19 protein-coding genes and 1 riboswitch are annotated in these 23,183 nt (G+C 36.6%); of the genes, 12 read left to right on the forward strand and 7 right to left on the reverse strand.

Going from position 1 to position 23,183, the window contains the following annotated elements; genetic code table 11:
• The first annotated feature begins 1 nt into the window (after position 1).
• The 7 genes from walK to rlmH all read left to right on the forward strand — a co-directional run bounded on the left by walK (position 2) and on the right by rlmH (position 6,859).
• On the forward strand, positions 2–1,825 hold the full coding sequence (walK, locus tag MOC86_RS04420) for a cell wall metabolism sensor histidine kinase WalK (protein ID WP_268582959.1): 1,824 nt from the start codon (positions 2–4) through the stop codon (positions 1,823–1,825).
• Positions 1,822–3,162: a YycH family regulatory protein gene (locus MOC86_RS04425; RefSeq protein ID WP_268582961.1), complete on the forward strand. Its 1,341-nt coding sequence runs from the start codon at positions 1,822–1,824 to the stop codon at positions 3,160–3,162. Before walK ends, MOC86_RS04425 begins: the two co-directional genes overlap by 4 nt.
• A complete protein-coding gene (locus MOC86_RS04430; protein WP_268582962.1) occupies positions 3,149–3,913 on the forward strand; it encodes a two-component system regulatory protein YycI in 765 nt (254 codons plus the stop codon). The genes MOC86_RS04425 and MOC86_RS04430 overlap by 14 nt, the downstream gene beginning before the upstream one ends.
• Positions 3,914–3,950: 37 nt before the next feature.
• Positions 3,951–4,754, forward strand: a complete 804-nt coding sequence (locus MOC86_RS04435; RefSeq protein WP_268582963.1) for an MBL fold metallo-hydrolase — start codon at positions 3,951–3,953, stop codon at positions 4,752–4,754.
• Between the two features lie 76 nt (positions 4,755–4,830).
• Positions 4,831–6,018 carry a S1C family serine protease gene (locus MOC86_RS04440; protein WP_268582965.1) on the forward strand — a complete coding sequence of 396 codons (1,188 nt, stop codon included), beginning with the start codon at positions 4,831–4,833 and terminating at the stop codon, positions 6,016–6,018.
• Positions 6,019–6,130: 112 nt separating this feature from the next.
• Positions 6,131–6,289 (forward strand): CxxH/CxxC protein, encoded by a 159-nt coding sequence (locus tag MOC86_RS04445; RefSeq protein WP_124051739.1) that lies wholly within the window; start codon positions 6,131–6,133, stop codon positions 6,287–6,289.
• 90 nt (positions 6,290–6,379) lie between these two features.
• A complete protein-coding gene (gene rlmH / locus MOC86_RS04450; RefSeq protein WP_019394690.1) occupies positions 6,380–6,859 on the forward strand; it encodes a 23S rRNA (pseudouridine(1915)-N(3))-methyltransferase RlmH in 480 nt (159 codons plus the stop codon).
• A gap of 119 nt (positions 6,860–6,978) precedes the next feature.
• Here the strand turns inward: rlmH and MOC86_RS04455 are convergent, their stop codons facing one another.
• From MOC86_RS04455 to ahpC, 5 genes are all read right to left on the reverse strand, one after another.
• Complete coding sequence (locus MOC86_RS04455) at positions 6,979–8,190, reverse strand: OFA family MFS transporter (protein WP_243516152.1); 1,212 nt, start codon at positions 8,188–8,190, stop codon at positions 6,979–6,981.
• Between the two features lie 134 nt (positions 8,191–8,324).
• On the reverse strand, positions 8,325–9,089 hold the full coding sequence (locus MOC86_RS04460; RefSeq protein ID WP_268582966.1) for a LytR/AlgR family response regulator transcription factor: 765 nt from the start codon (positions 9,087–9,089) through the stop codon (positions 8,325–8,327).
• Positions 9,086–10,744 carry a sensor histidine kinase gene (locus MOC86_RS04465; RefSeq protein WP_268582968.1) on the reverse strand — a complete coding sequence of 553 codons (1,659 nt, stop codon included), beginning with the start codon at positions 10,742–10,744 and terminating at the stop codon, positions 9,086–9,088. Before MOC86_RS04465 ends, MOC86_RS04460 begins: the two co-directional genes overlap by 4 nt.
• A gap of 651 nt (positions 10,745–11,395) precedes the next feature.
• Positions 11,396–12,925: an alkyl hydroperoxide reductase subunit F gene (ahpF, locus tag MOC86_RS04470; protein WP_243516162.1), complete on the reverse strand. Its 1,530-nt coding sequence runs from the start codon at positions 12,923–12,925 to the stop codon at positions 11,396–11,398.
• A gap of 15 nt (positions 12,926–12,940) precedes the next feature.
• Positions 12,941–13,504 carry an alkyl hydroperoxide reductase subunit C gene (ahpC, locus tag MOC86_RS04475; RefSeq protein ID WP_268582969.1) on the reverse strand — a complete coding sequence of 188 codons (564 nt, stop codon included), beginning with the start codon at positions 13,502–13,504 and terminating at the stop codon, positions 12,941–12,943.
• A 504-nt stretch (positions 13,505–14,008) separates the two neighbouring features.
• Positions 14,009–14,089: riboswitch (glycine riboswitch) on the forward strand.
• 160 nt (positions 14,090–14,249) lie between these two features.
• Between ahpC and MOC86_RS04480 the strand changes: the two genes are divergently transcribed.
• The gene (locus tag MOC86_RS04480; protein ID WP_268582971.1) at positions 14,250–15,605 is read left to right on the forward strand and encodes an amino acid permease; all 1,356 of its coding nucleotides are present in this window, start codon (positions 14,250–14,252) and stop codon (positions 15,603–15,605) included.
• 176 nt (positions 15,606–15,781) lie between these two features.
• On the opposite strand, the gene MOC86_RS04485 is transcribed toward MOC86_RS04480, so the two are convergent.
• Together MOC86_RS04485 and MOC86_RS04490 are read right to left on the reverse strand one after the other, a co-directional pair.
• Positions 15,782–16,624, reverse strand: a complete 843-nt coding sequence (locus tag MOC86_RS04485) for an alpha/beta fold hydrolase (protein ID WP_268582972.1) — start codon at positions 16,622–16,624, stop codon at positions 15,782–15,784.
• Positions 16,625–16,817: 193 nt separating this feature from the next.
• Positions 16,818–17,537: a 3-ketoacyl-ACP reductase gene (locus MOC86_RS04490; RefSeq protein ID WP_124051753.1), complete on the reverse strand. Its 720-nt coding sequence runs from the start codon at positions 17,535–17,537 to the stop codon at positions 16,818–16,820.
• 206 nt (positions 17,538–17,743) lie between these two features.
• Here MOC86_RS04490 and MOC86_RS04495 point away from each other — a divergent pair, with 206 nt between their 5' ends.
• From MOC86_RS04495 to MOC86_RS04510, 4 genes are all read left to right on the forward strand, one after another.
• A complete protein-coding gene (locus tag MOC86_RS04495) occupies positions 17,744–18,853 on the forward strand; it encodes a CdaR family transcriptional regulator (RefSeq protein WP_268582973.1) in 1,110 nt (369 codons plus the stop codon).
• Between the two features lie 127 nt (positions 18,854–18,980).
• Positions 18,981–20,249 carry a GntP family permease gene (locus tag MOC86_RS04500; protein WP_268582974.1) on the forward strand — a complete coding sequence of 423 codons (1,269 nt, stop codon included), beginning with the start codon at positions 18,981–18,983 and terminating at the stop codon, positions 20,247–20,249.
• Between the two features lie 44 nt (positions 20,250–20,293).
• Positions 20,294–21,451 (forward strand): glycerate kinase, encoded by a 1,158-nt coding sequence (locus MOC86_RS04505; protein ID WP_268582975.1) that lies wholly within the window; start codon positions 20,294–20,296, stop codon positions 21,449–21,451.
• Positions 21,452–21,912: 461 nt separating this feature from the next.
• Entirely contained in the window at positions 21,913–23,169 is a 1,257-nt protein-coding gene (locus MOC86_RS04510; RefSeq protein ID WP_268582977.1) for a DUF445 domain-containing protein, read from the forward strand.
• Positions 23,170–23,183: the final 14 nt, after the last annotated feature.

A 23,183-nucleotide genomic window follows, 5' to 3' on the forward strand; every position in this document is an offset into this window, starting at 1 on the left:
AATGAAAAAGGTTAGATTCTTTCAATCGATTCATTTTAAGTTTGTGTTAATTTATATTTTACTTATTTTAATTGCGACCCAAATTATTGGGGCCTATTTTGTTCAAAAGCAGGAAGAGAATAATATTACAAACTTTAGGAATTCAATTAATGAACGAGTAGATGTACTCGCTTATAGTGTGGAAAAAGAAATGGCAGAGAAAAGGAGTGAAGGTGATCCAACTTTAGAAGAGGAGATTGCCAAACTTCTGAATGATTTTAAGTCTGAGGATATTAGTGAGATTAGCGTTGTGGACAAAAATCATCAAGTTCTTGCTGTTTCAAACTATGATGCTAAAAGTACTGTTGGTAAGAAGTCTATGACAGACCCTGTGAACAAAGCGTTATCAGGCGGTACTTATAATAATATGATGGTGAATAAAAAGAAAGGCGAGAGAATGAGAGTTGTAGCTGTTCCAGTTAATTCTAGTGAAGGTACAATTGGAGCTATCTATCTTGAAGCTTCAATGGAATCTCTTTATGAACAAATGAAACAAGTGAATGCTATTTTTGCAAAAGGAACGCTTCTTTCTCTTTTACTCACAGCTATTTTGGGGATTCTTCTTGCTCGTACAATTACAAGACCGATGTCTGACATGCGTCGCCAAGCCCTTGAAATGGCGAAAGGAAATTTCTCTCGTAAAGTAAAAGTATATGGCTATGATGAGATTGGACAGCTTGCTATTACGTTTAACAATTTGACGAGAAAACTCCAAGAAGCACAGGCAACAACAGAAGGGGAACGTCGGAAGCTTGCTTCTGTTCTTACGAATATGACAGATGGCGTCATTGCAACAGACCGAAAAGGTCGCGTTATTTTAATTAACGAGCCTGCTGGACAAATGCTAGATGTTTCACGTGAAACTGTTCTTTCAGAATCTATCTTGAGGCTGTTAAACATTGAAAAAGAATACACGTTTGATACGTTATTAGAAGAGCAAAATTCACTTATTCTAGAATTTGATAAATATGATGAGCCCTATATTTTAAGAGCTACTGTATCTCCTATCCAGAAGGAAACAGGATTTATTAATGGGATTATCGTTGTACTTCATGATATTACAGAACAAGAGAAAATTGATCGTGAACGTCGTGAATTTGTTGCGAATGTTTCCCATGAGCTCCGCACACCGCTTACAACGATGCGCAGCTATTTAGAAGCTCTTGCAGAAGGGGCATGGCAAGATAAAGAGATTGCACCGCGCTTTTTAGACGTTACGCAAACAGAAACAGAGCGAATGATTCGACTTGTTAATGATTTGCTTCAGCTATCAAGAATGGACAGTAGAGATTATCATTTAACAAAATCACAAGTGGACTTTATTGATTTTTACAACCATATTATTGATCGTTTTGATATGAGCAAAAGTCAAAATATCGAGTTTGTTCGCAAACTTCCAGAAGGACCAATCTCAATTCAATTTGATCAAGATAAGATTACACAAGTATTAGATAATATTATTTCAAATGCAATTAAATATTCCCCTGAAGGCGGAAAAGTGACATTTTCTGTTCAGCCTCAAGAGTTCTTCATTCTTGTTAGTGTGAAGGATGAAGGAATGGGCATTCCTCGTGAGAAAGTAAAGAAAATTTTTGAACGCTTTTACCGAGTTGACAAAGCAAGAACAAGACAGCTTGGGGGAACAGGTCTTGGCTTAGCCATTGCCCGGGAAATGATTGAAGCTCATAAAGGTGAAATTTGGGCTGAAAGTAAAGAAGGAAAAGGAACAACCATTCACTTTACGCTTCCTTTACAAGTAGAACAAGACGAGGATGAATGGATATGAGATATGAAAATATCAAAACCGTAGTACTGTCATGTTTAATTTTGATTAGCCTTATTTTAACGTGGACATTGTGGACTTACACACCTGCATATGATGAAATGGGTAAAGACAAGGCATCTTATGTAGAGGATGTGAAAATCGGTAAAACTAAGATGTTAGAAGAACATATTCAGCCGTCTTTAATTTTAGCTCACTTTACTTCCAATCATAAAGGACTTCTCAATAAAGATATGGATACATGGACGAATGAGATGAAGAAATGGTCTATTTCTGATGTAGTGCGTATTTCGAATACTTCTTTTGAGCGTCCAGAAGATTTCTATGATTTTGTACATGGAAATCAGACAATGGAAATCCTCTATCCAACAAAGATGCCATTATCAACTTTCCAAAATATGTACGAAGTAAAAGGGACAATGCCATCTGGGACATTTGACCGAATCATTCTTAAGCCAGGTCAAGCGGATAATGTCTCACAGTCTGTTCGTATCTATTTTGTTAATTACGAGACAGAAGAGATTTACGAGGCAAATATAAAGGGATTTAATGAAGCTACATGGGAGAAACACTACCAAGACATACAAAGCAATGGACAGGATTATATAGCATTTAAAAGAGAAGATCAATCGGTTCTTTTCTTACCAGAGCAACCAACACCACTTCAACAAAAAAGTTATAAACAAGAAATGATTTCATCTGATAAGTTTCGCAATGCATTGTTTGATAATATGAAAATTGTTGAAGAAAATGAACTCTCAGGTCAAACCGTTTATAACGATTCAAAGCGAATGTTGGAATTATCTAAAACAAAACCAATAATGGAATACACAAACTTTGAAGATGCAACTCAAAGTGTTGATGCAGATAAAGAGGGAGCGATAAAAAGATCATTTGATTTTGTAAATGCTCATGGAGGTTGGACAGATCCATATTATCTAACAGAATGGAATTCAGATCAAAGTGTAATGTTCCAGCTTCATGAAGATTATTATCCCGTTTTTAATGATGATAATTTGGCTAAAATTACGATAAAGTCATCAGGACAAAATATTTCTGCATATAAACGTCCAACCTTTCAATTAGGAAAGCTTTCAGACGAGTACGGGAAGAAAATTAAACTACCATCTGGTGAAGATGTTATAAAAGAAATTAAAGCAAGAGAAAACTTTGATGACAGCAAATTGAAAAATATCGTAGTAGGTTATGAGCTGCAAACAGAGAAAGACTTTACAAATGTAATTACGCTCAAGCCATATTGGTTTTATAAGTATGATGGAATATGGTATAAAATTGTAGATAAAGCAGAGCAAGGAGGAGATAAGGATGGATTGGAATAAGACGAAAACGATTTTTATCGTTATCTTCTTTATCCTGGACCTTTTTCTTGCTCGTCAATTTATGGTCAAAAGAGAAGCTAATCAGCTTGAGATGATTTCAGAACGAACAGTTGAAGAGTTATTACAAGATGCTAATATTACATTTAAAGAGTCACCAAGCAGCAATGAGAAGGCAGGATATATTAAAGCTTATGTTCATACATTTACAGAAAAAGAAGTGAATAGTTTAAAAGACCAAAAGGTTGAAGTTCAAGAAGAGGGGAAAGAAATTCATGGAGAGTTTACAAAGCCAACCTCTTTGCCTACTTCTGATGAAACGAACAAATTAGAAGACTTTGTGAAAAAGAACATGATAAATGGCGATCAGTATAAGCTAATACAGGTTGATAAAGAAGGTGGACAAATTACATTTGCCCAGTTGTATAAACAAAAGCCTGTTTATGATAATACTAAAACCTTTATTACCGTTCAACTTAATGAAAAGAATGAAATGGTATCTTATAAACAAAGGATGTTAGAGCAGTTTGAACAGAGAACAGAAGCTGAGACTGTGAAAAGTAGAATTAATGCTGTTAATGAACTTTATGATAATAATAAGATTAAACAAAATAGTGAAGTTAGCATGGATTTAGGTTATTATGCGTACTTCCCACCTGCAACTGATTCACAAATCTTAGCCCCAACATGGCGAGTGACTGTGGATAAGGATAAAGGTGAGGTTGAAGTGTACTATGTGACAGCACTTGATTAGAGAAAGACGTAATGGTTAAAAAAACGGAGTGAGAACGGTGAGTTTACAATTTAGTGTGCTAGCAAGTGGGAGTACAGGAAATGCTCTTTTTGTTGGCAATGGAAAAGAATCACTACTAGTTGACGCAGGACTTAGTGGTAAGAGGATGGAACAGCTTTTTAAAGAGGTTGATCAATCAATTGAGAACTTATCAGGCATTTTAGTGACCCATGAGCATAGTGACCATATTAAAGGTCTTGGGGTGCTCGCAAGAAAATATAAACTGCCTCTTTACGCAAATGAAAAAACATGGAAGGCAATGGAGCACTTAATTGGGACAGTTCCAACAGAGCAAAAGTTTTCATTTGAAATTGGAGATGTAAAAAGCTTTGGAGGAATTGAAGTAGAATCATTTGGGGTTTCCCATGATGCCGCAGAGCCAATGTTTTACACGTTTCATAGTGAAGGAAAAAAGCTCACTCTTTTAACAGATACCGGATATGTTAGCGATAGAATGAAAGGCATTGTTAGAAATAGCGATGCCTTCATTTTTGAGAGCAATCATGATGTTGAGATGCTTCGCATGGGACATTATCCGTGGAATATTAAGAGACGTATTTTGAGCGACCTTGGTCATGTATCAAATGAAGATGCAGCTATCGCTTTGTCAGAAGTGATTGGAGACCATACAAAATATATTTACTTAGCTCATCTAAGCCAAGATAATAATATGAAAGAACTTGCTAGAATGACAGCAGAGCAAACATTAAAAGAAAAAGACCATGGAGTTGGCATTCAGTTCAATATCCATGATACTGATCCGAAAAAGCCAACGCCTCTTATTGATCTTTCACACACGTAAATCCCTCTAAATGAAGGATAGAAAAACTTCAAACATCCATACTATAAAAGCATATGTCTAATGTGAGAAAGGATGAATGTTTGAAGTGGGGCTTTACGATGAACGGAAAGGAAGAAAGAGAACTATATTTTTTACAGGTCTTATGGGTGCAATTATCGGTGCTATTCTTATCCTGCTTGCTTTTTCTGCCTTAGAGAGAAATGGTATTTTATCAAGCCGCACAGAGAGCAGTAATAAAGAGGGAAACAACATTTCAGAAGAGCGGTCTGTTTCGATTGATGTGACAACAGACATTACTGAAGCTGTTGATAAAGTATCTGATGCTGTTGTGGGGATTGTGAACATCCAAAAGAGTGGTTTCTGGGAAGATGAGAGTGAATCATCTGAAGCTGGAACAGGTTCAGGAGTCCTTTATAAAAAGAGTGGAAATAAAGCATATCTTGTTACCAATTATCATGTTATTGAAGGTGCAAATGAGATTGAAGTAAGTTTAAAAGATGGATCACGTATTGTTGGAAAAGTACGTGGTGGAGATGATTTAACAGATTTAGCGGTCATTGAGATTGATGGTAAGAATATTAAAACACTCGCTGAATTTGGAGACTCAGACCGTATTAAAGCAGGAGAACCTGCAATTGCAATTGGTAATCCTCTCGGTCTTCAGTTTGCAGGTTCTGTCACACAAGGAATTATCTCAGGCACAAACAGATTAATTCCTCAAGACTTAAACAATGACGGAAACCCAGACTGGCAAGCAGAGGTTATTCAAACAGATGCAGCAATTAACCCTGGAAATAGCGGTGGAGCTCTTATTAATGTGGCAGGCAAAGTTATTGGTATCAACTCCATGAAAATTGCTCAAGATGCCGTTGAAGGAATTGGATTGTCAATCCCGATTAATACAGCACGACCGTTTATTGAAGATCTTGAAAAAGATGGAGAAGTCCACAGACCGTATATTGGCGTAAGTACTCTTTCACTATCACAAATTTCAGGTTATCATCTACAAGAAACATTAAAGTTGCCAAAAAGCATTGTAGAGGGAGTAGCAGTGCTCCGCGTTTCTCGTCTTTCACCAGCAGCTAAAGCAGGAATAAAGGAATATGATGTCATTGTGGAGATCGATGGACATCGAGTGCGAAACATCATTGATCTACGCAAATACTTGTATCAAAAAGGAGTCAATGATACATTAGACATTACGTTTTATCGCAATGGAAAGAAGAAAAACGAAACGTTAAAACTTGTGGAAGAACCAAAGTAAAACAGGAGAAAATCTTTCTCCTGTTTTTACGTTAATAACTTGTGGATAACTCCAGAATTTTCTGTGTATTATTTTGTCCACAGAAAGAAGAAAACGTAAAGGAGAAAAAAATATGAAAGTGAATTGCTGCCTTGAGCACGTAGAGCTTGCGCTTGATATTGTTGTTGATGAAACAGAAGAAGCACCAATTATGAAAGAGCTAGACAAAGAACTGTGTATAACTTGTGAATATTGCGAAAATAATGCTACATATATAGTGGGGAACGAGTGATCCTATACCATATATGCCACTCTTTGTGGATATGTGGATAATTTCTGTGTATAACTTGTTTGTAAACTATTTACAGAGAGGAGACAACCTGTGAATATCTCGATTATTACAGTTGGAAAATTAAAAGAAAAATACTTAAAACAAGGTATTAATGAATACTTAAAACGCTTATCAGCTTATGCAAAGGTAGAAGTAGTTGAACTTCCAGATGAGAAAGCACCTGAAAACCTTAGTGAGGTTGAAATGGAACAAGTGAAAGGAAAAGAGGGAGAGCGCATCCTTGCTAAAATTTCACAAGATACACATGTTATTGCTCTTGCCATTGAAGGAAAAATGAAATCATCTGAACAGCTTGCAGATGATTTAGACAAGCTTGCTACATATGGAAAAAGTAAAATTGCTTTTGTTATTGGTGGATCACTAGGATTAAGCAGTGATGTAATGAAAAGAGCTAATGATACATTGTCATTTTCAAAAATGACTTTTCCACATCAGTTGATGAGATTGATTTTAGTGGAGCAGATTTATCGCGGATTTCGAATTAATCGAGGAGAACCGTACCATAAGTAAACGATGATTTTATGAATAAAAGGTACCTCTATTTTAGAGGTACCTTTTAGCACATTATTATTCTAATACAGTGACCTATAAAGGCTATTTTGCAGAGATTAACCAATCTTGGTAGCCTTTCATGCGGCGTGAGTTTTTTCTTTTTTCAAAACATCTCTTTGACCAGGTGCCTTGATAAACAGCGCAATGACTACTGAGATTATACTTAACACGGCAATAAACGTGAAGGTAGAAACAAAGCTGCCAAGCGCTGCGGCAATAAATGATCCGGACAATGCACCGATCCCAAACCCTTGATAAATGATCCCATAGTTTTTACTTTGGTTTTTTAAGCCAAAGAAATCGGCAACAATTGCAGGGAAAATGGTTATATTTCCGCCAAAACAGAAAGCAATTCCTGCAACACACGCAAAGAACAATCCATAATTTAGTTCTAGAAAACTTAAAGCAGATACAGCTACTGCAGTTACCAACAAAGCGCCTGCTACTACTTTTAAACGGCCAACTTTATCTGATAATGCTCCAAGGATAATGCGTCCAATTGTATTGAAAATTGCTACCAACGCTACAGCATTGGCTGCTGTTGCCACATCCAAACCAGCTAAACTTACACCGATATCTTTTACAACTCCGATTAAATATAAACCGCTCATACACGCAGTGAAAAACATGATAAACAATAAGTAAGCTTCTTTTGTTTTAAGCATTTCTTTAACTGTGTAGTCTTTAGCTTGTACCCCATTAACAGCCGGGGACTGGCCTGTTACCTGTGCCTCGCGAACTAAGAATGAGCCGCCTATAACCATAATCATCACGATTATGCCCCAGTATAAAAATGTATAAGATACGCCAACGTTTTGAATTAGTGATCCGTTAATATATTTGAACAGCAAACTTCCTGTACCATAAGCACCGACAGAGATTCCAGAAATAAGCCCTTTTCTCTCCGGAAACCACTTAATAAGATTTGACAATGATGTGATATAAGCAGTACCATCGGCAAATCCTACCACAACACCAGCCAGGATATAAAGCATCCATAATGATGAGACTTGTGAGCTAATGATTAAACCTGCGCCCAAGACAATGCCTGCAGTTGCGATTAAGCGGCGAATTCCCCAGCGATCCTGAAGTTTGCCGGCAAATAGTGTTGAAAAAGCTAAAGCAAAGCTTGTAATTGAAAAAGTAATGGCTACCGAGTTCAATTGCCACCCAAAGTGATCAACCAATGGTTGGTTAAATAAGCTCCATGTATAAATAGTTCCCAATCCCATTTGAACAATAATGGTTCCTAGAACAATCAGCCAGCGATTACTTGTTTGTGAATTCATGTTGATCTTCCCTTCAACTTACGAAACCAATGCTGGTTTCTTAGTAGAATGCGTTTACAAGAAGATCATACCACTAAAAAAAATCATGAAACCGTATTCAGAACCAAATGCTTAAAGAAGGGAATGAATTGCAGTTAAAATCGCATAATTTGTCGAAACTCTTTTACTTTGCTCCGGCTTACAGGTATCTCAGCATTAAAGTCCTTAAGATGAATCATATAGGTTTGGTTAAACCAAGGGACGATTTCACGGATTTTGGATAAATTCACTGTATAAGAGCGATGACAGCGAAAAAAAAGGTTCTGGGGAAGAGTAGAATGGAACTCTGTTATACTCATTGGCATCGTATATTCTTCATCAAACGTATAGACCAGTGTTACCTTTTCACTCGCCAGTGCGTAATAAATATCATTCACGTCTGTGACGATTATTTTATCGTTTTTTCGCAAGTTTACTCGAGCATCCGTTCCTAAGACTTTAACTGAATCATTTTTTTGAAAAGATAACTCCTCTTCTTTATCTATTTGATTTAGCTCACGCAAAAAAGCAGATTCGAGCTTATGTAACATAGCAGCAATCCGCTTCTCATCATATGGCTTAAGGATATAATCAAAGGCTTCAAGTTCAAATGCCTGAGCCGCATGTTCTTTGTATGCTGTTGTAAAAATAATATAGGGTTTTTTTGCAAACTTACTTATATTGCTTGCCAGCAACATTCCATCGAGAGATGGAATGTTGATATCAAGAAAAATAGCATCTGTGTCATTTTCTTGTAAAAATTTTAGGACATCTAATCCATCTTCAAAGCAATTAGTCACCTGGATGCTGCTATGTGTTTCAATAAGATATTTTAATTCTTCTCTTGCAGGAAATTCGTCTTCAACAATGATCGCTTTCATTTTTTCTCCTTTACAATATCAAAATAAACTTCAGTACCCGGAGATAATCTTTTGATGATTAGTCCTTTGCCATAAATCAATTTGACTCGTTGATGTACATTATATAATCCGATTTTATTTGCAGGAACCTCATCGCGGTACAAATTCTCTATCACCTCATCTGCTATCCCAGCTCCCGTATCCTTTACGCTAATCCGGACCTTATCACCGAGATCATTCACAGCAATTGTAACAGTACCAGGACCATTTTTTAGTATGCCATGAATAATTGCATTTTCGACCAGTGGCTGAATAAGCAGACTTGGAAGTTTTATGTTTACTTCTTCAATATCATATTCCACCTGAAGTTTAGAGCCAAAACGAGCCTTTTCAATTTCAACATAATCGCGCACCTGTTTTAGTGCGTCATGAATATTGATAAGTTCATCACTTAACTCCAGATTGTATCGCATATAGCTTGATAAAGTAACAATCAATTCACGGGCTTTTTCTGGATTGCGTCGGGTTGTCGACGCAATGGCATTCAGTGCATTGAAGAGAAAATGCGGGTTAATTTTTGTTTGCAGTGCCTTTAGTTCTGCTTTGTTGGCCTCCTCCTTAATCTGCTCGACGCGAGATATCTCCATAAGGGTAGAAATAATTTGTGACAAACCAATTGCCATCGTTTGCAAAGGATAGGTCATTTCGGAGGCTTTGCGAGAATAAATTTTGAGAGATCCCGTGACTTCTCCCCGTTCTTCAAATGGCATGATGAGCAGAGACTGAATTTCAGGAGTTTGTTGATCAGCCACATGATTTCTAATCGTGATTTCACCGCTACGGATTGCTGCTTTCGTTAGGTCACTGATGATTTCTTGTCCAATCTTATACCGTTCTTCACCAAAGCCAACATAAGCAAGGACAGTTTCTGTATCAGTTATAGCCACTGCATCGGCATGAATTTGATCTTTAATGATTGTGCAAATTTTTGTCAAAGATTCTGTATTGATCGAGCGAAAATAAGGTAATGTTTTATTGGCAATATCCAAGGCTAACTTTGCTTGTTTAGCAGCAATCATTTCCTTTTCATCTTCCACACTCATGACCAATAAAACAATCAAGCCGATACTGACTTCACCTGCAATCATAGGAAAGCCAATTTTTGATACAATATCGAGGCCAAGTTTAAAGGGTTCTGCCATAGCAAGTATCAATAGCATAGTAAGGACTTCGCAGATCATACCTGCGCCAATCCCATAAATCCACCGCTGCGGTTTTTTAACTTTAAGGTTAATAAACCCGGATGCTATCCCGGCAATAATGCTTGTAATTAAACATGGAACAGATGTTACGCCACCAATATCAATTAAAAAACGATGCACACCTGAAACAATTCCAGTAATGATGCCTACCCATGGACCGAATAATATGCCTCCAGACATGATAGCGATAATTCTTACATTGACTAAAGACCCTTCTACTTTAATTCCGGAATAGGTTCCAAAAATAGCAAATAAACAAAAGATAAGAGTGATGACAATTTTCTCCGAAAGTGAATGCTGTTCTTTATGGAGAGATTCTTTAAATCTGGGGACTCTTGTTAAAAAAAATAAGCAAATTAACAATAGTGCTGCCCGTTCAAAAACTTGGATTAGCATTTCTAATGATGAATTCATCTTAATTTCCTTTCCAAAGGATTATATATCGCATAGTTTTAGTATAGTACTATACTAAATAAGAAAGCATACGTTTTTGTTTAAAATAAAGCGGAAGGAAATCTGACTGGATCAAGCATGTCGATGCTTTAATTTGATTTCCTAAAAGAAGAAGGAAGAATTAATTCCCTATTCATTGTTATATCAAATAAGGAATTGAATTGAAACCTCATTCAAGATATGTTACGGTGAACCGTACCATAAATAGGTGCAGCTTTTACTATATTTATAAGAGCATCAAATAACCAAATCCAGAAAGCAGCTGTTTTTAAGCTTCAATACTTTAAGTTCCCCTTACTGCGGCTCCTTTAAAAATATTTTGATTTGTAAAATGATAGGGGATGACGTCCTATGTCTTTTGTATTGGATTTTTCTAACATAAGCTGTTTTGAATGCAATAAATAACTAAAAATAAAGAATAATAAAAAAAGAAAATCACTATTCTATCTAACTAGACAGGATAGTGATTTTCTAAAAAAAATGTTAAAATTGTTTATGGTAAGGTGATACATCTCAGTCTAACAGGTTTTTTAACGGCATTTATAAATGTTGGAGGAATTTATAAATATCAAAAGAACCGTTAGACTAGGATTTCACTAGTTAAGTTCTAAATTAATTTCGAATGAGATAATCAAATGCACCTAAGGCTGCCGTTGAACCTGATCCCATGGAAATAATAATTTGGTTATAGGCGCTATCTGTACAATCTCCTGCTGCAAACACTCCAGGCATTGTAGTAGCTCCACGCTTATCAACAACGATTTCACCGATGCGATTACGCTCAATTGTCCCCTCTAACCATTCAGTATTTGGCACAAGTCCGATTTGGACAAACACACCTTGTAATTCAACATGATGTTCTTCATTTGTCTCACGATCAGTGTACGTAATACCAGTTACATTGTCAGTACCCGTAATTTCTTGAGTAGCAGCATTCGTTACAACTGTTACGTTTGGCAGGCTGTTAAGACGCTCTTGGAGGACTTGGTCTGCTTTTAACTCTGATGCAAATTCAAGAACTGTAACATGTTTCACAATTCCTGCGAGATCAATTGCTGCTTCAACACCAGAGTTACCGCCACCGATAACCGCTACGTCTTTTCCTGCAAACAATGGACCATCACAATGAGGGCAGTACGCAACTCCTTTGTTTTTAAGTTCTTGTTCGCCAGGAACATTAACATTTCGCCAACGAGCACCTGTTGAAATAATGACAGATTTACTCTTAAGAACAGCACCGTTTTCAAGTTCAATTTCAAAAAGATCTTTCTTTTCTAAACGTTTAGCACGCTGTAGGTCTATCACGTCAATATTATACTCTTTTACATGTTCTTCAAGAGCCTGTGCAAGTTTAGGTCCTTCAGTAGCTTTTACACTAATAAAGTTCTCAATACTTAGTGTGTCAAGAATCTGTCCACCAAAGCGTTCAGCAACGATTCCTGTACGGATACCTTTACGTGCTGCATAAATGGCTGCACTTGCTCCAGCTGGTCCGCCACCAACAACGAGGACATCGTATGGATCTTTATCTGCTAAATCCTCTGCACTTAAGCCTTCACCTAATTTAGCAATAATTTCTTGAAGTGAAATACGACCTCCATTCCAGAATTCCCCATTAAGGAAGACAGCTGGTACGGCCATAACATTTTTACTTTCCACTTCTTCTTTAAATGCAGCTCCATCAATCATTGTGTGCGTAATGTTAGGGTTAAGCACACTCATAATGTTTAGTGCTTGCACAACGTCAGGGCAGTTGTGGCAAGTTAGGCTGACATAAGACTCAAAGTGATATTCACCATCAATCTTTTTAATTTGATCAATTACACTTTGGTCAATTTTTGGAGCTCGTCCACTAACTTGTAATAGAGCCAATACTAAAGAAGTGAATTCGTGTCCTAAAGGTACACCAGCAAAAGTGATGCCAGTCTCTTCGCCAACACGGTTGATACTAAAGCTTGGTGTTCTATTTAATTCTACTTTTTCGACAGTGATTTTAGATGACATGGAAGCTAGCTCCTCAACAAGAGCTAGCATTTCCTTTGATACGTCATCTGAACCTACACTGACCTTAAGCAGAATATTCTCTTCTAATAGTTGAAGATACTGATTTAATTGTGATTTAATTTCTGCATCAAGTGCCATTTATAATCGCTCTCCTTAAATTTTACCTACAAGGTCAAGGCTTGGCTTAAGTGTTTCTCCGCCTTCTTGCCATTTAGCAGGACAAACTTCACCTGGGTTGTTGCGAACATATTGTGCGGCTTTAATTTTATTGATAAGCGTGCTTGCATCACGACCAATGCCATCTGCGTTGATTTCAACAGCTTGGATAACACCGTCAGGATCAAGGATGAAAGTACCACGGTCAGCTTGACCTAGTTCTTCGATAAATACATCAAATTGGCGAGAAAGGATATGTGCAGGATCACCAATCATAGTATAAGTAATTTTACCAATTGCTTCTGATGAATCGTGCCATGCTTTATGTGTAAAATGAGAATCTCTTGAAACAGAGAATACTTCAACTCCTAATTCTTTAAGTGCAGGATATTGCTCTTGAAGATCTTCAAGTTCAGTTGGGCAAACGAAAGTGAAATCTGCTGGGTAAAAACAAACAACACTCCACTGACCTTTTAGATTTTCTTCTGTAACTTCGATAAACTCACCGTTTTTATAAGCTTGTGCTGTAAATGGTTGTACTTCTTTTCCAATTAGAGACATAATTAAAATTCCTCCTAGTTTTACTATTTAATTATTATAGAGAGTTTGTTCAGTGACTTTGTAAACCTCATATAATAATTATTAATTTATACTAATTATTATATAGAATTGAATACTATTGTCAATTAAAATGCGTTTATTATTTTAAATAAATATTTTATAGGATTTAGAAATTGATATATTCTTATTTTACTAGTCATTTTTTATAACGTAAAATAAATAGAGAAGATATGGGGAGAAACGGGAGTTATATGCTTTATAAATGTAGGAATTTATAAAGCAATGATTAAATAAGTATGGTGAGAGTCATAGCATAAGTAATGTTGGTTTTAATTGAATGATTTCTATCTCCTTATTTCAGGGAGATTCAATAAATGAGAATTATCTTTGTTATTGACAAAACATTTAACTAACATTAGAATAGAAAACTATTCGACAGTAATTATACCTATCCAAAAATTTAATAAATAGAAAGCTATGATTGCTATGGGTCACACTATAGCAGGAGCAGCTTCTGGAGAGACCGCAGAAATTTTGCGGCGCCGAAGGGTTCACAATCTCAGGCAAAAGGACAGAAGAGTAACGGATATTTATTTGTTATGCTGATAATAATTAGCGTAACGAATATTATTTGTTATTCTTATGATCAAGAGATTGGAGGCCATCCAATCTCTTTTTTTATTGGGCTAATTTATTGTTCACAGTTTCACATGGGAATTTCATTCATTTTAAGGAGGAGTTAGGTTTGGCACAGCAAGGATTGAAGAGAGATTTATCAAATCGTCATGTTCAACTCATCGCAATTGGAGGTACCATTGGTACTGGGCTATTCTTAGGATCTGGTAAAGCGATACAATTGGCAGGACCCTCTATCATCTTTGCCTATTTAATTATAGGTATTGCCCTCTTTTTCGTTATGAGGGCGCTAGGGGAACTGTTATTATCTAAAGCAGGTTATCAATCTTTAACAGATATTGCAGAAGAATATCTTGGACCTGCGGCATCGTTTGTGACTGGATGGACATATTGGTTTTGTTGGATTATGACAGCAATGGCTGATGTGATTGCTGTTGGTGTATACGTGCAATATTGGTTTAATATCCCGCAATGGATACCTGCACTCATCTGTGTAATCATTTTGTTAGGACTCAATCTATTAACTGTGAAGCTTTTTGGAGAATTGGAGTTTTGGTTTGCTTTAATCAAAGTAATTACTATTCTTGTATTAATTAGCGTTGGGATTATTTTGCTCGTGATGGGATTCAAGACAGATACAGGACCAGTTACGATTAAAAACCTTTGGGAGCATGGAGGGATTTTTCCAAATGGAATTTCAGGTTTCCTACTTTCATTTCAAATGGTTATATTCGCATATGTTGGTGTGGAATTAGTAGGTGTATCGGCAGCAGAAACATCTAATCCACAAAAAAATATTCCATCAGCTATTAATAAAATTCCTCTAAGAATTTTATTCTTCTATGTTGGTGCACTTATTGTTCTATTATGTATTAATCCATGGATGGAACTAAATGCAACAGAAAGTCCTTTTGTTAAGACGTTTAGTTTGATTGGTATTCCGGTTGCCGCAGGAATCATTAATTTTGTTGTATTAACTTCAGCCGCTTCTGCTTGTAATAGTGGAATGTTTTCAACGAGCCGGACGCTATATAGTTTAAGCACTAATGGCCAGGGTCCATCAAATCTTAAAAAATTGAATAAAAACCATGTACCAGGTAACGCGTTGTTAATATCTACACTTGTCATCTCAGTGGGAGCTCTTTTAAGCAAACTTATACCGGAACAAGCTTTTGGAATCGTGACAACCATTAGTGCCATTTGTTTTATTTGGGTTTGGAGTATTATTCTTATTTGTCATTTAAGATATAAGAAAACACGTCCACACCTACATTCAAAGTCAAAATTCAAAGCGCCATTAACCCCATTTATAAATTATGTTGTCCTAACGTTGTTTGCTATGATTCTTATTATTATGCTGTTCTCTGAGGAAACACGTCCAGCCTTATTATTGACGCCGGTATGGTTTATTCTATTATTTATTTTATGTGGGACTAGAGGGAAAAAGAAAACAAATGGACAGTAACATAAAACGTAGATGAAACGATTTTTTTAGATGAGAATTTAGGTTGTTTTAGTTTAATATCTAAATCTTTTACACCTTTAAACGAAAAAGAAGATTAAAACATTTGAGTATAGAAATTGAAACAAAAGTGAGAAGACCATAAATTATGGCCTTCTCGCTTCTGTTTTTCATATACCTTAGTTTTCTTTATTTAGAAAGTTTACAAGGGCCTTATTAAACTCCTCGGCATGTGTTGCATTCAACCCATGTGGTCCACCTTTAATAAGAGCTAGTTCACTGTTTTCAATTAATTCATGAGAAAGTTTTCCGCTTACTTCAAATGGAACGATGGAATCTGCATCACCGTGAATAATCAACGTGGGAATGTTCATTTTCTTTAAATCATTTCGGAAGTCTGTTTTTCCAAAAGCGGAGATGCAATCTAATGTGCCTTTTGGTGAAGCAAAAGCAGCGATATCTTTGTTGTATAGACGGAATGATTCACTTACAAGGTCTTTTTGATCTTCTGTAGAGAAGAAATTCTTTGTAAATTCTTCAAGGAATGCAAGGCGATCTTGTTTCACTCCATTTTCAAATTCCTTAATCGTTGCATCATCAAGCCCACCTTCAGAATGATCATCAGTTTTATAAAGGTAAGGAGGAACAGCTCCTGCTAAAACAGCCTTTTCAATTCTCTCTGTTCCGTATATTCCAATATAGCGAGCTACTTCACCACCACCCATTGAGAATCCAACAAGCGTAACATCATGAAGGTCAAGGTGCTCAAGAAGTTTGTTAAGATCAGAGGCTAGCGTATCATATTCATATCCTTTATATGGTTGAGAGGACTTTCCGAAACCTCTACGGTCATATGTAATAACACGATAACCGGCTTCAGTTAAAGCAGGGACTTGAAATTCCCACGAACGTCCACTTAAAGGCCAACCGTGAATAAGAACTACAGGTTTTCCACTCCCATAATCTTCATAATACAGTTCAATTGGACTTCCATTCTCTTCTCCTACTGTAACTTTTGCCATTTTCAATTCCTCCTTGTAAATATATGAGATTTATGGTTTTGTACATGAATTATAGTTTATAAAATGAGCTTTCTTCTTTATATACTTCTCGCTCACGGAAAATTTTAAACGTTGTTAGATTCCGGAAAAATCTATTCTATAATAAAAAAGGCAGCAGGAACATCATGTTCCTGCTGCCTTTTTGTTTTACATATTAAGATGGATTTGTCGACCATAAACCAGCTGTTTTCATAACAACTCTTGGATGAAGTTTCAATCCTGCAACTAGAATATCAGCTAAATCTTCTGGTTTGATCATTGTCTCAGGATCATTATTAATAAGACCAATCTCCTTCGCCATATCTGTTGCAACAGTACTTGGTGTAAGAGCTGTAACACGGATATTATGCTTTCTTACTTCAAGCATAAGAGATTCTGTTAAACCTAGAACACCAAATTTAGAAGCACTATAAGCACTTGTAGCAGGTGCACCTTTTTGACCAGCTGTTGAAGCAATATTTACAATGTCTCCTGATTTTCGTTCGATCATTTCAGGGAGCACTGCGCGCGTTACATTGTAAACACCCATTAAGTTGACGCGGATAATGTTTTCCCATTCTTGTGGATCAAGATCAAGAAATCCACCGAATTTTGAGATTCCTGCGTTGTTTACAAGGATATCAATTGCGCCTAGGTCTGATTTAATGTGCTCAACAGCATGTTCTACAGCTTCAAGCTCAACAACGTCTGCTGTTGCTGCTGAAACTTTAATATCATACTCTGCAAGTTCAGCACTCACTTTTTCAAGGTTTTCAATTGAGCGTCCGATTAAACCTATGTTTACGCCTTCTTTAGCTAAAGCAATAGCAGTAGAGCGTCCAATGCCTCTACCTCCGCCTGTGATAATGGCTGTTTTTCCTTTTAATGAAATCATGGTATCATTCCTTCTTATTCATTTGAGACATCGATTATAAAAGACTGTTGTGCTTTTTACAACTTTTGTGCCTTGCCCCTGTGCCGTTTTATAGGATGTGCTAAAGAAACAGGGATTAAACATCTCTCTAAACTTCTATATTCTTTTTATTTATTGTTTCTCCTCTATATGGTAGATTGAAGAAAAAAATAAAGGGAGGGAAATCGATGCTGTTTCTAACCCATGAATTAGCACAAGAGATTGTAGAGAGAACAATGAAAATTTTAAATCGAAATATTAATGTGATGAACAGTAAGGGAATTATTATTGGTTCTGGTGATCAAACCCGAATTAATCAGCTTCATGTTGGAGCTTTACTTGTTCTAAAGAATGAAGAAAGCATTGAGTTAGATCAAGTGAAAGCATCAGAAATGAAAGGATCAAAACCAGGCATTAACCTCCCAATCTATTTTAATAATCAGCCTGTTGGAGTGATTGGAATTACAGGTGAACCCCATGAAATTCAAAACTATGCTCAGCTTGTTAAAATGGCAGCTGAACTTGTATTGGAGCAGTCTGTTTTATTAGACCGAGTGCAGTGGAAGGAAAGGCTGCAAAGTGAAATTGTGAACCAACTTATTTCAGGAATACAAATGAACGAAAACGGGATAAGAGAGCGATTAGAATTTCTTGGCGTAAACCTTAGTAAATCAAGAGTAGCAGTGGTGCTTAAACAATCAACTAGAATAGACATTTCTAATCATAAAATCATTCGTGCACTTCGCTATGAATTATCCCAAGAAGACCTAATTGGAGTTACGATTAATGATGACATTATTATACTGAAGAATGTCATCAACGAGACAGATTTTAGAAGCTGGCTCTCTCTATTTAAAAAGTGGATCAATAAATATGACAACACACTTGTAATAGGGACAGGATTTGTTGTGGATGATTTGTTGGATGTGAAATCTTCTTTTCAGTATGCAAAAAAGGCAATTGAAATTGGTCAGAAGCTTCAGCCGGAAAAGTGCTTTTATCACTATGAAGAGTACCAGCTTGAAATTTCATTGTCACAGCTTACAAGTAGTAAGGAGATGTTCCATTTTTATCATAGACTGATTGAAAATGATAAAAATGGAGAGCTGATTAAAACACTAGAGATATACCTAGAAGAGAGTGGGGAATTAAACAAGGTGGCTGAGCGCCTATTTATTCACCGCAATACATTAAGATACCGACTTGAACGGATTTTAACCATAACAGGAAAAGATCCAAAAAACATGAAAGATGTTATGGAACTGTATATAGCAAAACTTTTAAATGATCTTACATAATTGTGCAAATGCACAATTATGAAGACGAGATTTTGTTCATATTTCATCACTCTTCACAATGATACTCAACAAGTAAACGCTTACAATTTAAGTGACATCCGTGAGAAAGAAGGGGAAGGGAGCTTTAATGGATATGACAGTAAGCGTATGGGGAGCGATTAGTGCCTTAATTATTGCGATTGTTTTAATCTTAAGGAAAGTACCTCCAGCATATGGGATGGTCGCTGGTGCATTAATCGGTGGACTAATTGGTGGAGTAAATATTACAGATACAGTTACATTGATGATGGAAGGCGCACAAGATATTATCTCAGCAGTGCTGAGGATTATGGCAGCAGGGGTTTTAGCAGGAGTGTTAATTGAATCAGGTGCTGCATCTTCGATTGCTGAAACCATTGTTAAAAAGCTAGGTGAGAAACGGGCACTGCTTGCTTTAGCATTAGCAACAACCATTTTGACAGCTGTTGGGGTTTTTGTTGATGTAGCAGTTATTACTGTTTCTCCGATTGCTCTAGCCATTGCAAAAAGAGCGAATTTATCGAAAACAGCAATCTTGCTCGCAATGATTGGAGGGGGGAAGGCGGGGAACATTATGTCACCAAACCCAAATGCGATTGCAGCTGCAGATGCCTTCAAGGTGCCTCTTACATCTGTTATGGTAGCAGGCGTTATTCCAGCTGTTTTCGGCCTATTTATAACTTATATTTTAGCTGAAAAGTTGGCAAATAAAGGTTCATTTGTTGAAAGTAAAGAAATTGAAATGAAGGACAATGCAAAAGCTCCGGTATTTATCACAGCTTTAGTTGCTCCAATTGTTACGATTATTTTGTTAGCACTTCGCCCGCTTTTCGGGATTAATATTGATCCAATGGTCGCTTTACCAATTGGGGGGATTGTGGGCGCAATTGCGATGAGAAAATCTAAACATATTAATACATATGCTATCTCTGGCTTAAATAAAATGTCAGGCGTGGCTATCATGCTATTAGGAACAGGAACATTAGCAGGAATTATTGCAAATTCAGAGTTGAAAGATGTTGTAACACAAGCTTTAAGTGCTTCAGGACTGCCTCCTTATCTACTAGCACCAGCCTCTGGGATTTTCATGTCGGCAGCAACTGCTTCTACAACAGCAGGAACAGCTGTAGCAAGTACTGTGTTTAGTAGCACAATTGTTGGATTAGGTGTATCGGCACTAGCAGGAGCAGCTATGGTACACGCAGGAGCGACTGTTCTTGACCACTTGCCACATGGGAGTTTCTTTCACTCTACAGCGGGAAGTGTCAATATGAATATGAAAGAAAGGCTAAAGCTAATGCCTTATGAATCTCTAATTGGTCTCACGCTTGCCATTGTTTCTACCCTTATCTTTGGTGTATTTAAGTTATTTGGATAGTTATGGACTATAAAAAAATAGATGTGAAAAGGGAGATGAATAAAATGAAAATTATCATTGCTCCTGACTCTTTTAAAGAAAGCTTATCTGCATTAGAGGCTGCTGATGCAATCGAAAAAGGGTTTAAGGAAATCTTTCCAGAAGCTTCTTATGTAAAGCTTCCAATGGCCGACGGTGGGGAAGGAACGGTGAGATCGTTAGTTGATGCAACAGGGGGAATAATTGAGAAAAGAACAGTGACAGGTCCTTTAGGAGAGGAAGTCGAGGCTTTCTTTGGTTTAACAGGAGATCGAGAAACAGCCATCATTGAAATGGCGGCTGCATCTGGTCTACATCTTGTTCCACATGAAAGAAGAAATCCACTTATTACTTCAACAAGAGGAACAGGAGAATTAATAGAAGCTGCCCTTGATTTGGGTGTCAACCACATTATTATTGGCATTGGCGGAAGTGCAACAAATGACGGTGGAGCAGGTATGCTGCAAGCTTTAGGTGCTAAGCTATTAGATCAAGAAGGAAAAGAAATTGGTCCTGGCGGTGGGGAAATTGCAAAGCTTTCAACAATAGATTTACAACACTTTGATGCGCGAATTAAAGATGTTCAAATTGAAGTAGCGTGTGATGTAGATAATCCTTTAACAGGAAAGAGAGGAGCGTCGGCTGTTTTTGGTCCTCAAAAAGGTGCTACTCCTGAAACGATTGATATTCTTGATAATAACCTTGCACATTTTGCCGATATTGCCGAAGAAATGTTAGGAATATCATTTCGAGAAATTAAGGGAAGTGGGGCAGCTGGAGGAATTGGAGGAAGTTTGTTTGCTTTCCTGAACGCACAATTAAAAAGAGGGATTGATATTGTTTTAGATGCCGTAGATTTTGAAGAGCATGCAAAGAAGGCAGACCTTATTATTACAGGAGAAGGAAGAATTGATAGTCAAACGATATACGGCAAAACACCGATTGGGATAGCAAAATCTGCCAAAAAATATGGAGTTCCTGTCATTGGATTTGCGGGTTCACTCTCTGAAGATAGTGAAGTTGTACATGAACATGGAATCGATGCATTATTTACAATTGTTCCATGTGTAACTTCCCTTTCTGATGCTATTGAAAATGCGGAAGGATACATGAAGAGAGCAGCGAGAAATGTTGCCGCTTCAATCAATATTATGAACTCTTTATCAATAAAAACCGTTGATTAAAGCCAAACAATGAATTTGTTTGGCTTCTTTTAATTGTGATATGTTATAATTTGGTATATACAATATCACTTCTTTTAAAGGATGTGAGACGGGTGAACTTTTTAGCAACTAAAGATCCACTTGGACGTTACTCGAAAGCAGATCTATACTTTTATAAAGTACTAGACGTGCTGAGTTTCCGAAAATCTATCTATACAAAATTAAAAATAAAGTCTATTGAAACATATTTAGAAGCTAGATACAATAGCTATTAGTAGAGGACCTTGTGAGTTTAAAGGTCCTCTTTTTTTATTCTTAATTATGGTAAGAAGTGGCTAATGATAACGTTCTTTGATAAAATAAACGAGCAAGCTGTCACTTTTCTACATTTTAAAGTGTGGCTTTTTCATAGTATATTGACTCTTATATTGAGAATAATCATGAAAGAAAGCGATAAAAAACTATATTTGAGGGAAGTTATAATGGCAAAAAAACAACAAAAATCCAGATACTTTGCAGGTATTTCACTAGGAATTATGGGTATAGGGTTTCTGGCAACCCTTCCTTTTCAAGATTCTATTATTGGCAAACTTCTACAAGGAGGATTTGAAGCGGGTCTTGTTGGGGGACTTGCGGATTGGTTTGCTGTCACAGCTCTTTTCCGCCATCCACTTGGTATTCCTATCCCACATACGGCACTTCTTCCTAAAAACCGTGATAAGATGGTGCGTGGAGCCATTGCAATGGTTGAGAATAATTGGCTGACAAAAGAGAGTATTAAAGGGAAAATTGGACAGATCACATTTACAGACAAGCTTTTTCCACTCCTAGAGCGAGAACTGGCATCAGAAGGTGTTTATAAAGCAACTCAATCGGGACTTAAACATGCTGTTGATAAAGTGGATTTAGACCAAATTTCTATTTTCATTGAAAAAGAGTTAAAAAAATACATCTCATCTGTAGATGTTACTATTTTTGTAAAATCTCTAACAGATCAAGTTGTAAAAAGAAATCTAGATGAAAAAGCAATAGACTATATTTTAGCTGAAGTAGAAAAATGGATTTCTAAAGAAGATACAAGACATAAAATTGGCGTAATGGCCAAACAATTTCTTGATAACACAGAGTCAGATGGATTTTTAAAAATGGCAATGAGCTCTTTTAGTAGTTTTATCAATGAGGATAAGCTCGGAAAAATCCTTCAGCCTTTTCTTCTTGAAAAGATCGTTCTCCTCCAAGATAAGGATAATCCTTATCGGGGACTTATTTTAAATCGTATTCGCCAGGAAATTAACGGTGTTTCAGATCGTGAAGAGCTTATGGCTGAAATCAATCAATGGAAAGATAAAACAGTTCAAAACATTGAAGCTTCGGACAAAATAAAAGCTGTTTTAGAGCGATATAAAGATAAACTTCATAAAATGCTAGAGGATCAAGCGTTTATTGAAAAACATGTGTTCTCAGCTGTAAAAGAACTTATTGAGAAAACGAAGAGTGATGAAGAAAAAGTCAACGCAATTGAAACATGGATTCACAGACAAGCTTCTTCTTTTATTGAAAATAATCATTCTAAAATTGGTAGCCTTGTGAAAGAAAACCTTGAAAGATTAGACAATGATACGCTTATCCATATGGTAGAAACAAATGTTGGTAAAGATCTACAGTGGATTCGCGTCAATGGAGCTCTCTGTGGGTTCTTGATTGGTCTTGTTTTATCTATATTTAAGCTTGTTATATAAACAAAACTCCTGTG

Source organism: Priestia endophytica, from assembly GCF_026790145.1.
GTDB classification, from domain to species: domain Bacteria; phylum Bacillota; class Bacilli; order Bacillales; family Bacillaceae_H; genus Bacillus_I; species Bacillus_I endophytica_A.

Coding starts and splice junctions, on each gene's coding strand:
- walK (WP_268582959.1), top strand. CDS start 2: ATGAAAAAGGTTAGATTCTTTCAATCGATTCATTTTAAGTTTGTGTTA.
- MOC86_RS04425 (WP_268582961.1), top strand. CDS start 1,822: ATGAGATATGAAAATATCAAAACCGTAGTACTGTCATGTTTAATTTTG.
- MOC86_RS04430 (WP_268582962.1), top strand. CDS start 3,149: ATGGATTGGAATAAGACGAAAACGATTTTTATCGTTATCTTCTTTATC.
- MOC86_RS04440 (WP_268582965.1), top strand. CDS start 4,831: ATGTTTGAAGTGGGGCTTTACGATGAACGGAAAGGAAGAAAGAGAACT.
- MOC86_RS04445 (WP_124051739.1), top strand. CDS start 6,131: ATGAAAGTGAATTGCTGCCTTGAGCACGTAGAGCTTGCGCTTGATATT.
- MOC86_RS04455 (WP_243516152.1), bottom strand. CDS start 8,190: ATGAATTCACAAACAAGTAATCGCTGGCTGATTGTTCTAGGAACCATT.
- MOC86_RS04460 (WP_268582966.1), bottom strand. CDS start 9,089: ATGAAAGCGATCATTGTTGAAGACGAATTTCCTGCAAGAGAAGAATTA.
- MOC86_RS04465 (WP_268582968.1), bottom strand. CDS start 10,744: ATGAATTCATCATTAGAAATGCTAATCCAAGTTTTTGAACGGGCAGCA.
- ahpF (WP_243516162.1), bottom strand. CDS start 12,925: ATGGCACTTGATGCAGAAATTAAATCACAATTAAATCAGTATCTTCAA.
- ahpC (WP_268582969.1), bottom strand. CDS start 13,504: ATGTCTCTAATTGGAAAAGAAGTACAACCATTTACAGCACAAGCTTAT.
- MOC86_RS04485 (WP_268582972.1), bottom strand. CDS start 16,624: ATGGCAAAAGTTACAGTAGGAGAAGAGAATGGAAGTCCAATTGAACTG.
- MOC86_RS04490 (WP_124051753.1), bottom strand. CDS start 17,537: ATGATTTCATTAAAAGGAAAAACAGCCATTATCACAGGCGGAGGTAGA.
- MOC86_RS04495 (WP_268582973.1), top strand. CDS start 17,744: ATGCTGTTTCTAACCCATGAATTAGCACAAGAGATTGTAGAGAGAACA.
- MOC86_RS04500 (WP_268582974.1), top strand. CDS start 18,981: ATGGATATGACAGTAAGCGTATGGGGAGCGATTAGTGCCTTAATTATT.
- MOC86_RS04505 (WP_268582975.1), top strand. CDS start 20,294: ATGAAAATTATCATTGCTCCTGACTCTTTTAAAGAAAGCTTATCTGCA.
- MOC86_RS04510 (WP_268582977.1), top strand. CDS start 21,913: ATGGCAAAAAAACAACAAAAATCCAGATACTTTGCAGGTATTTCACTA.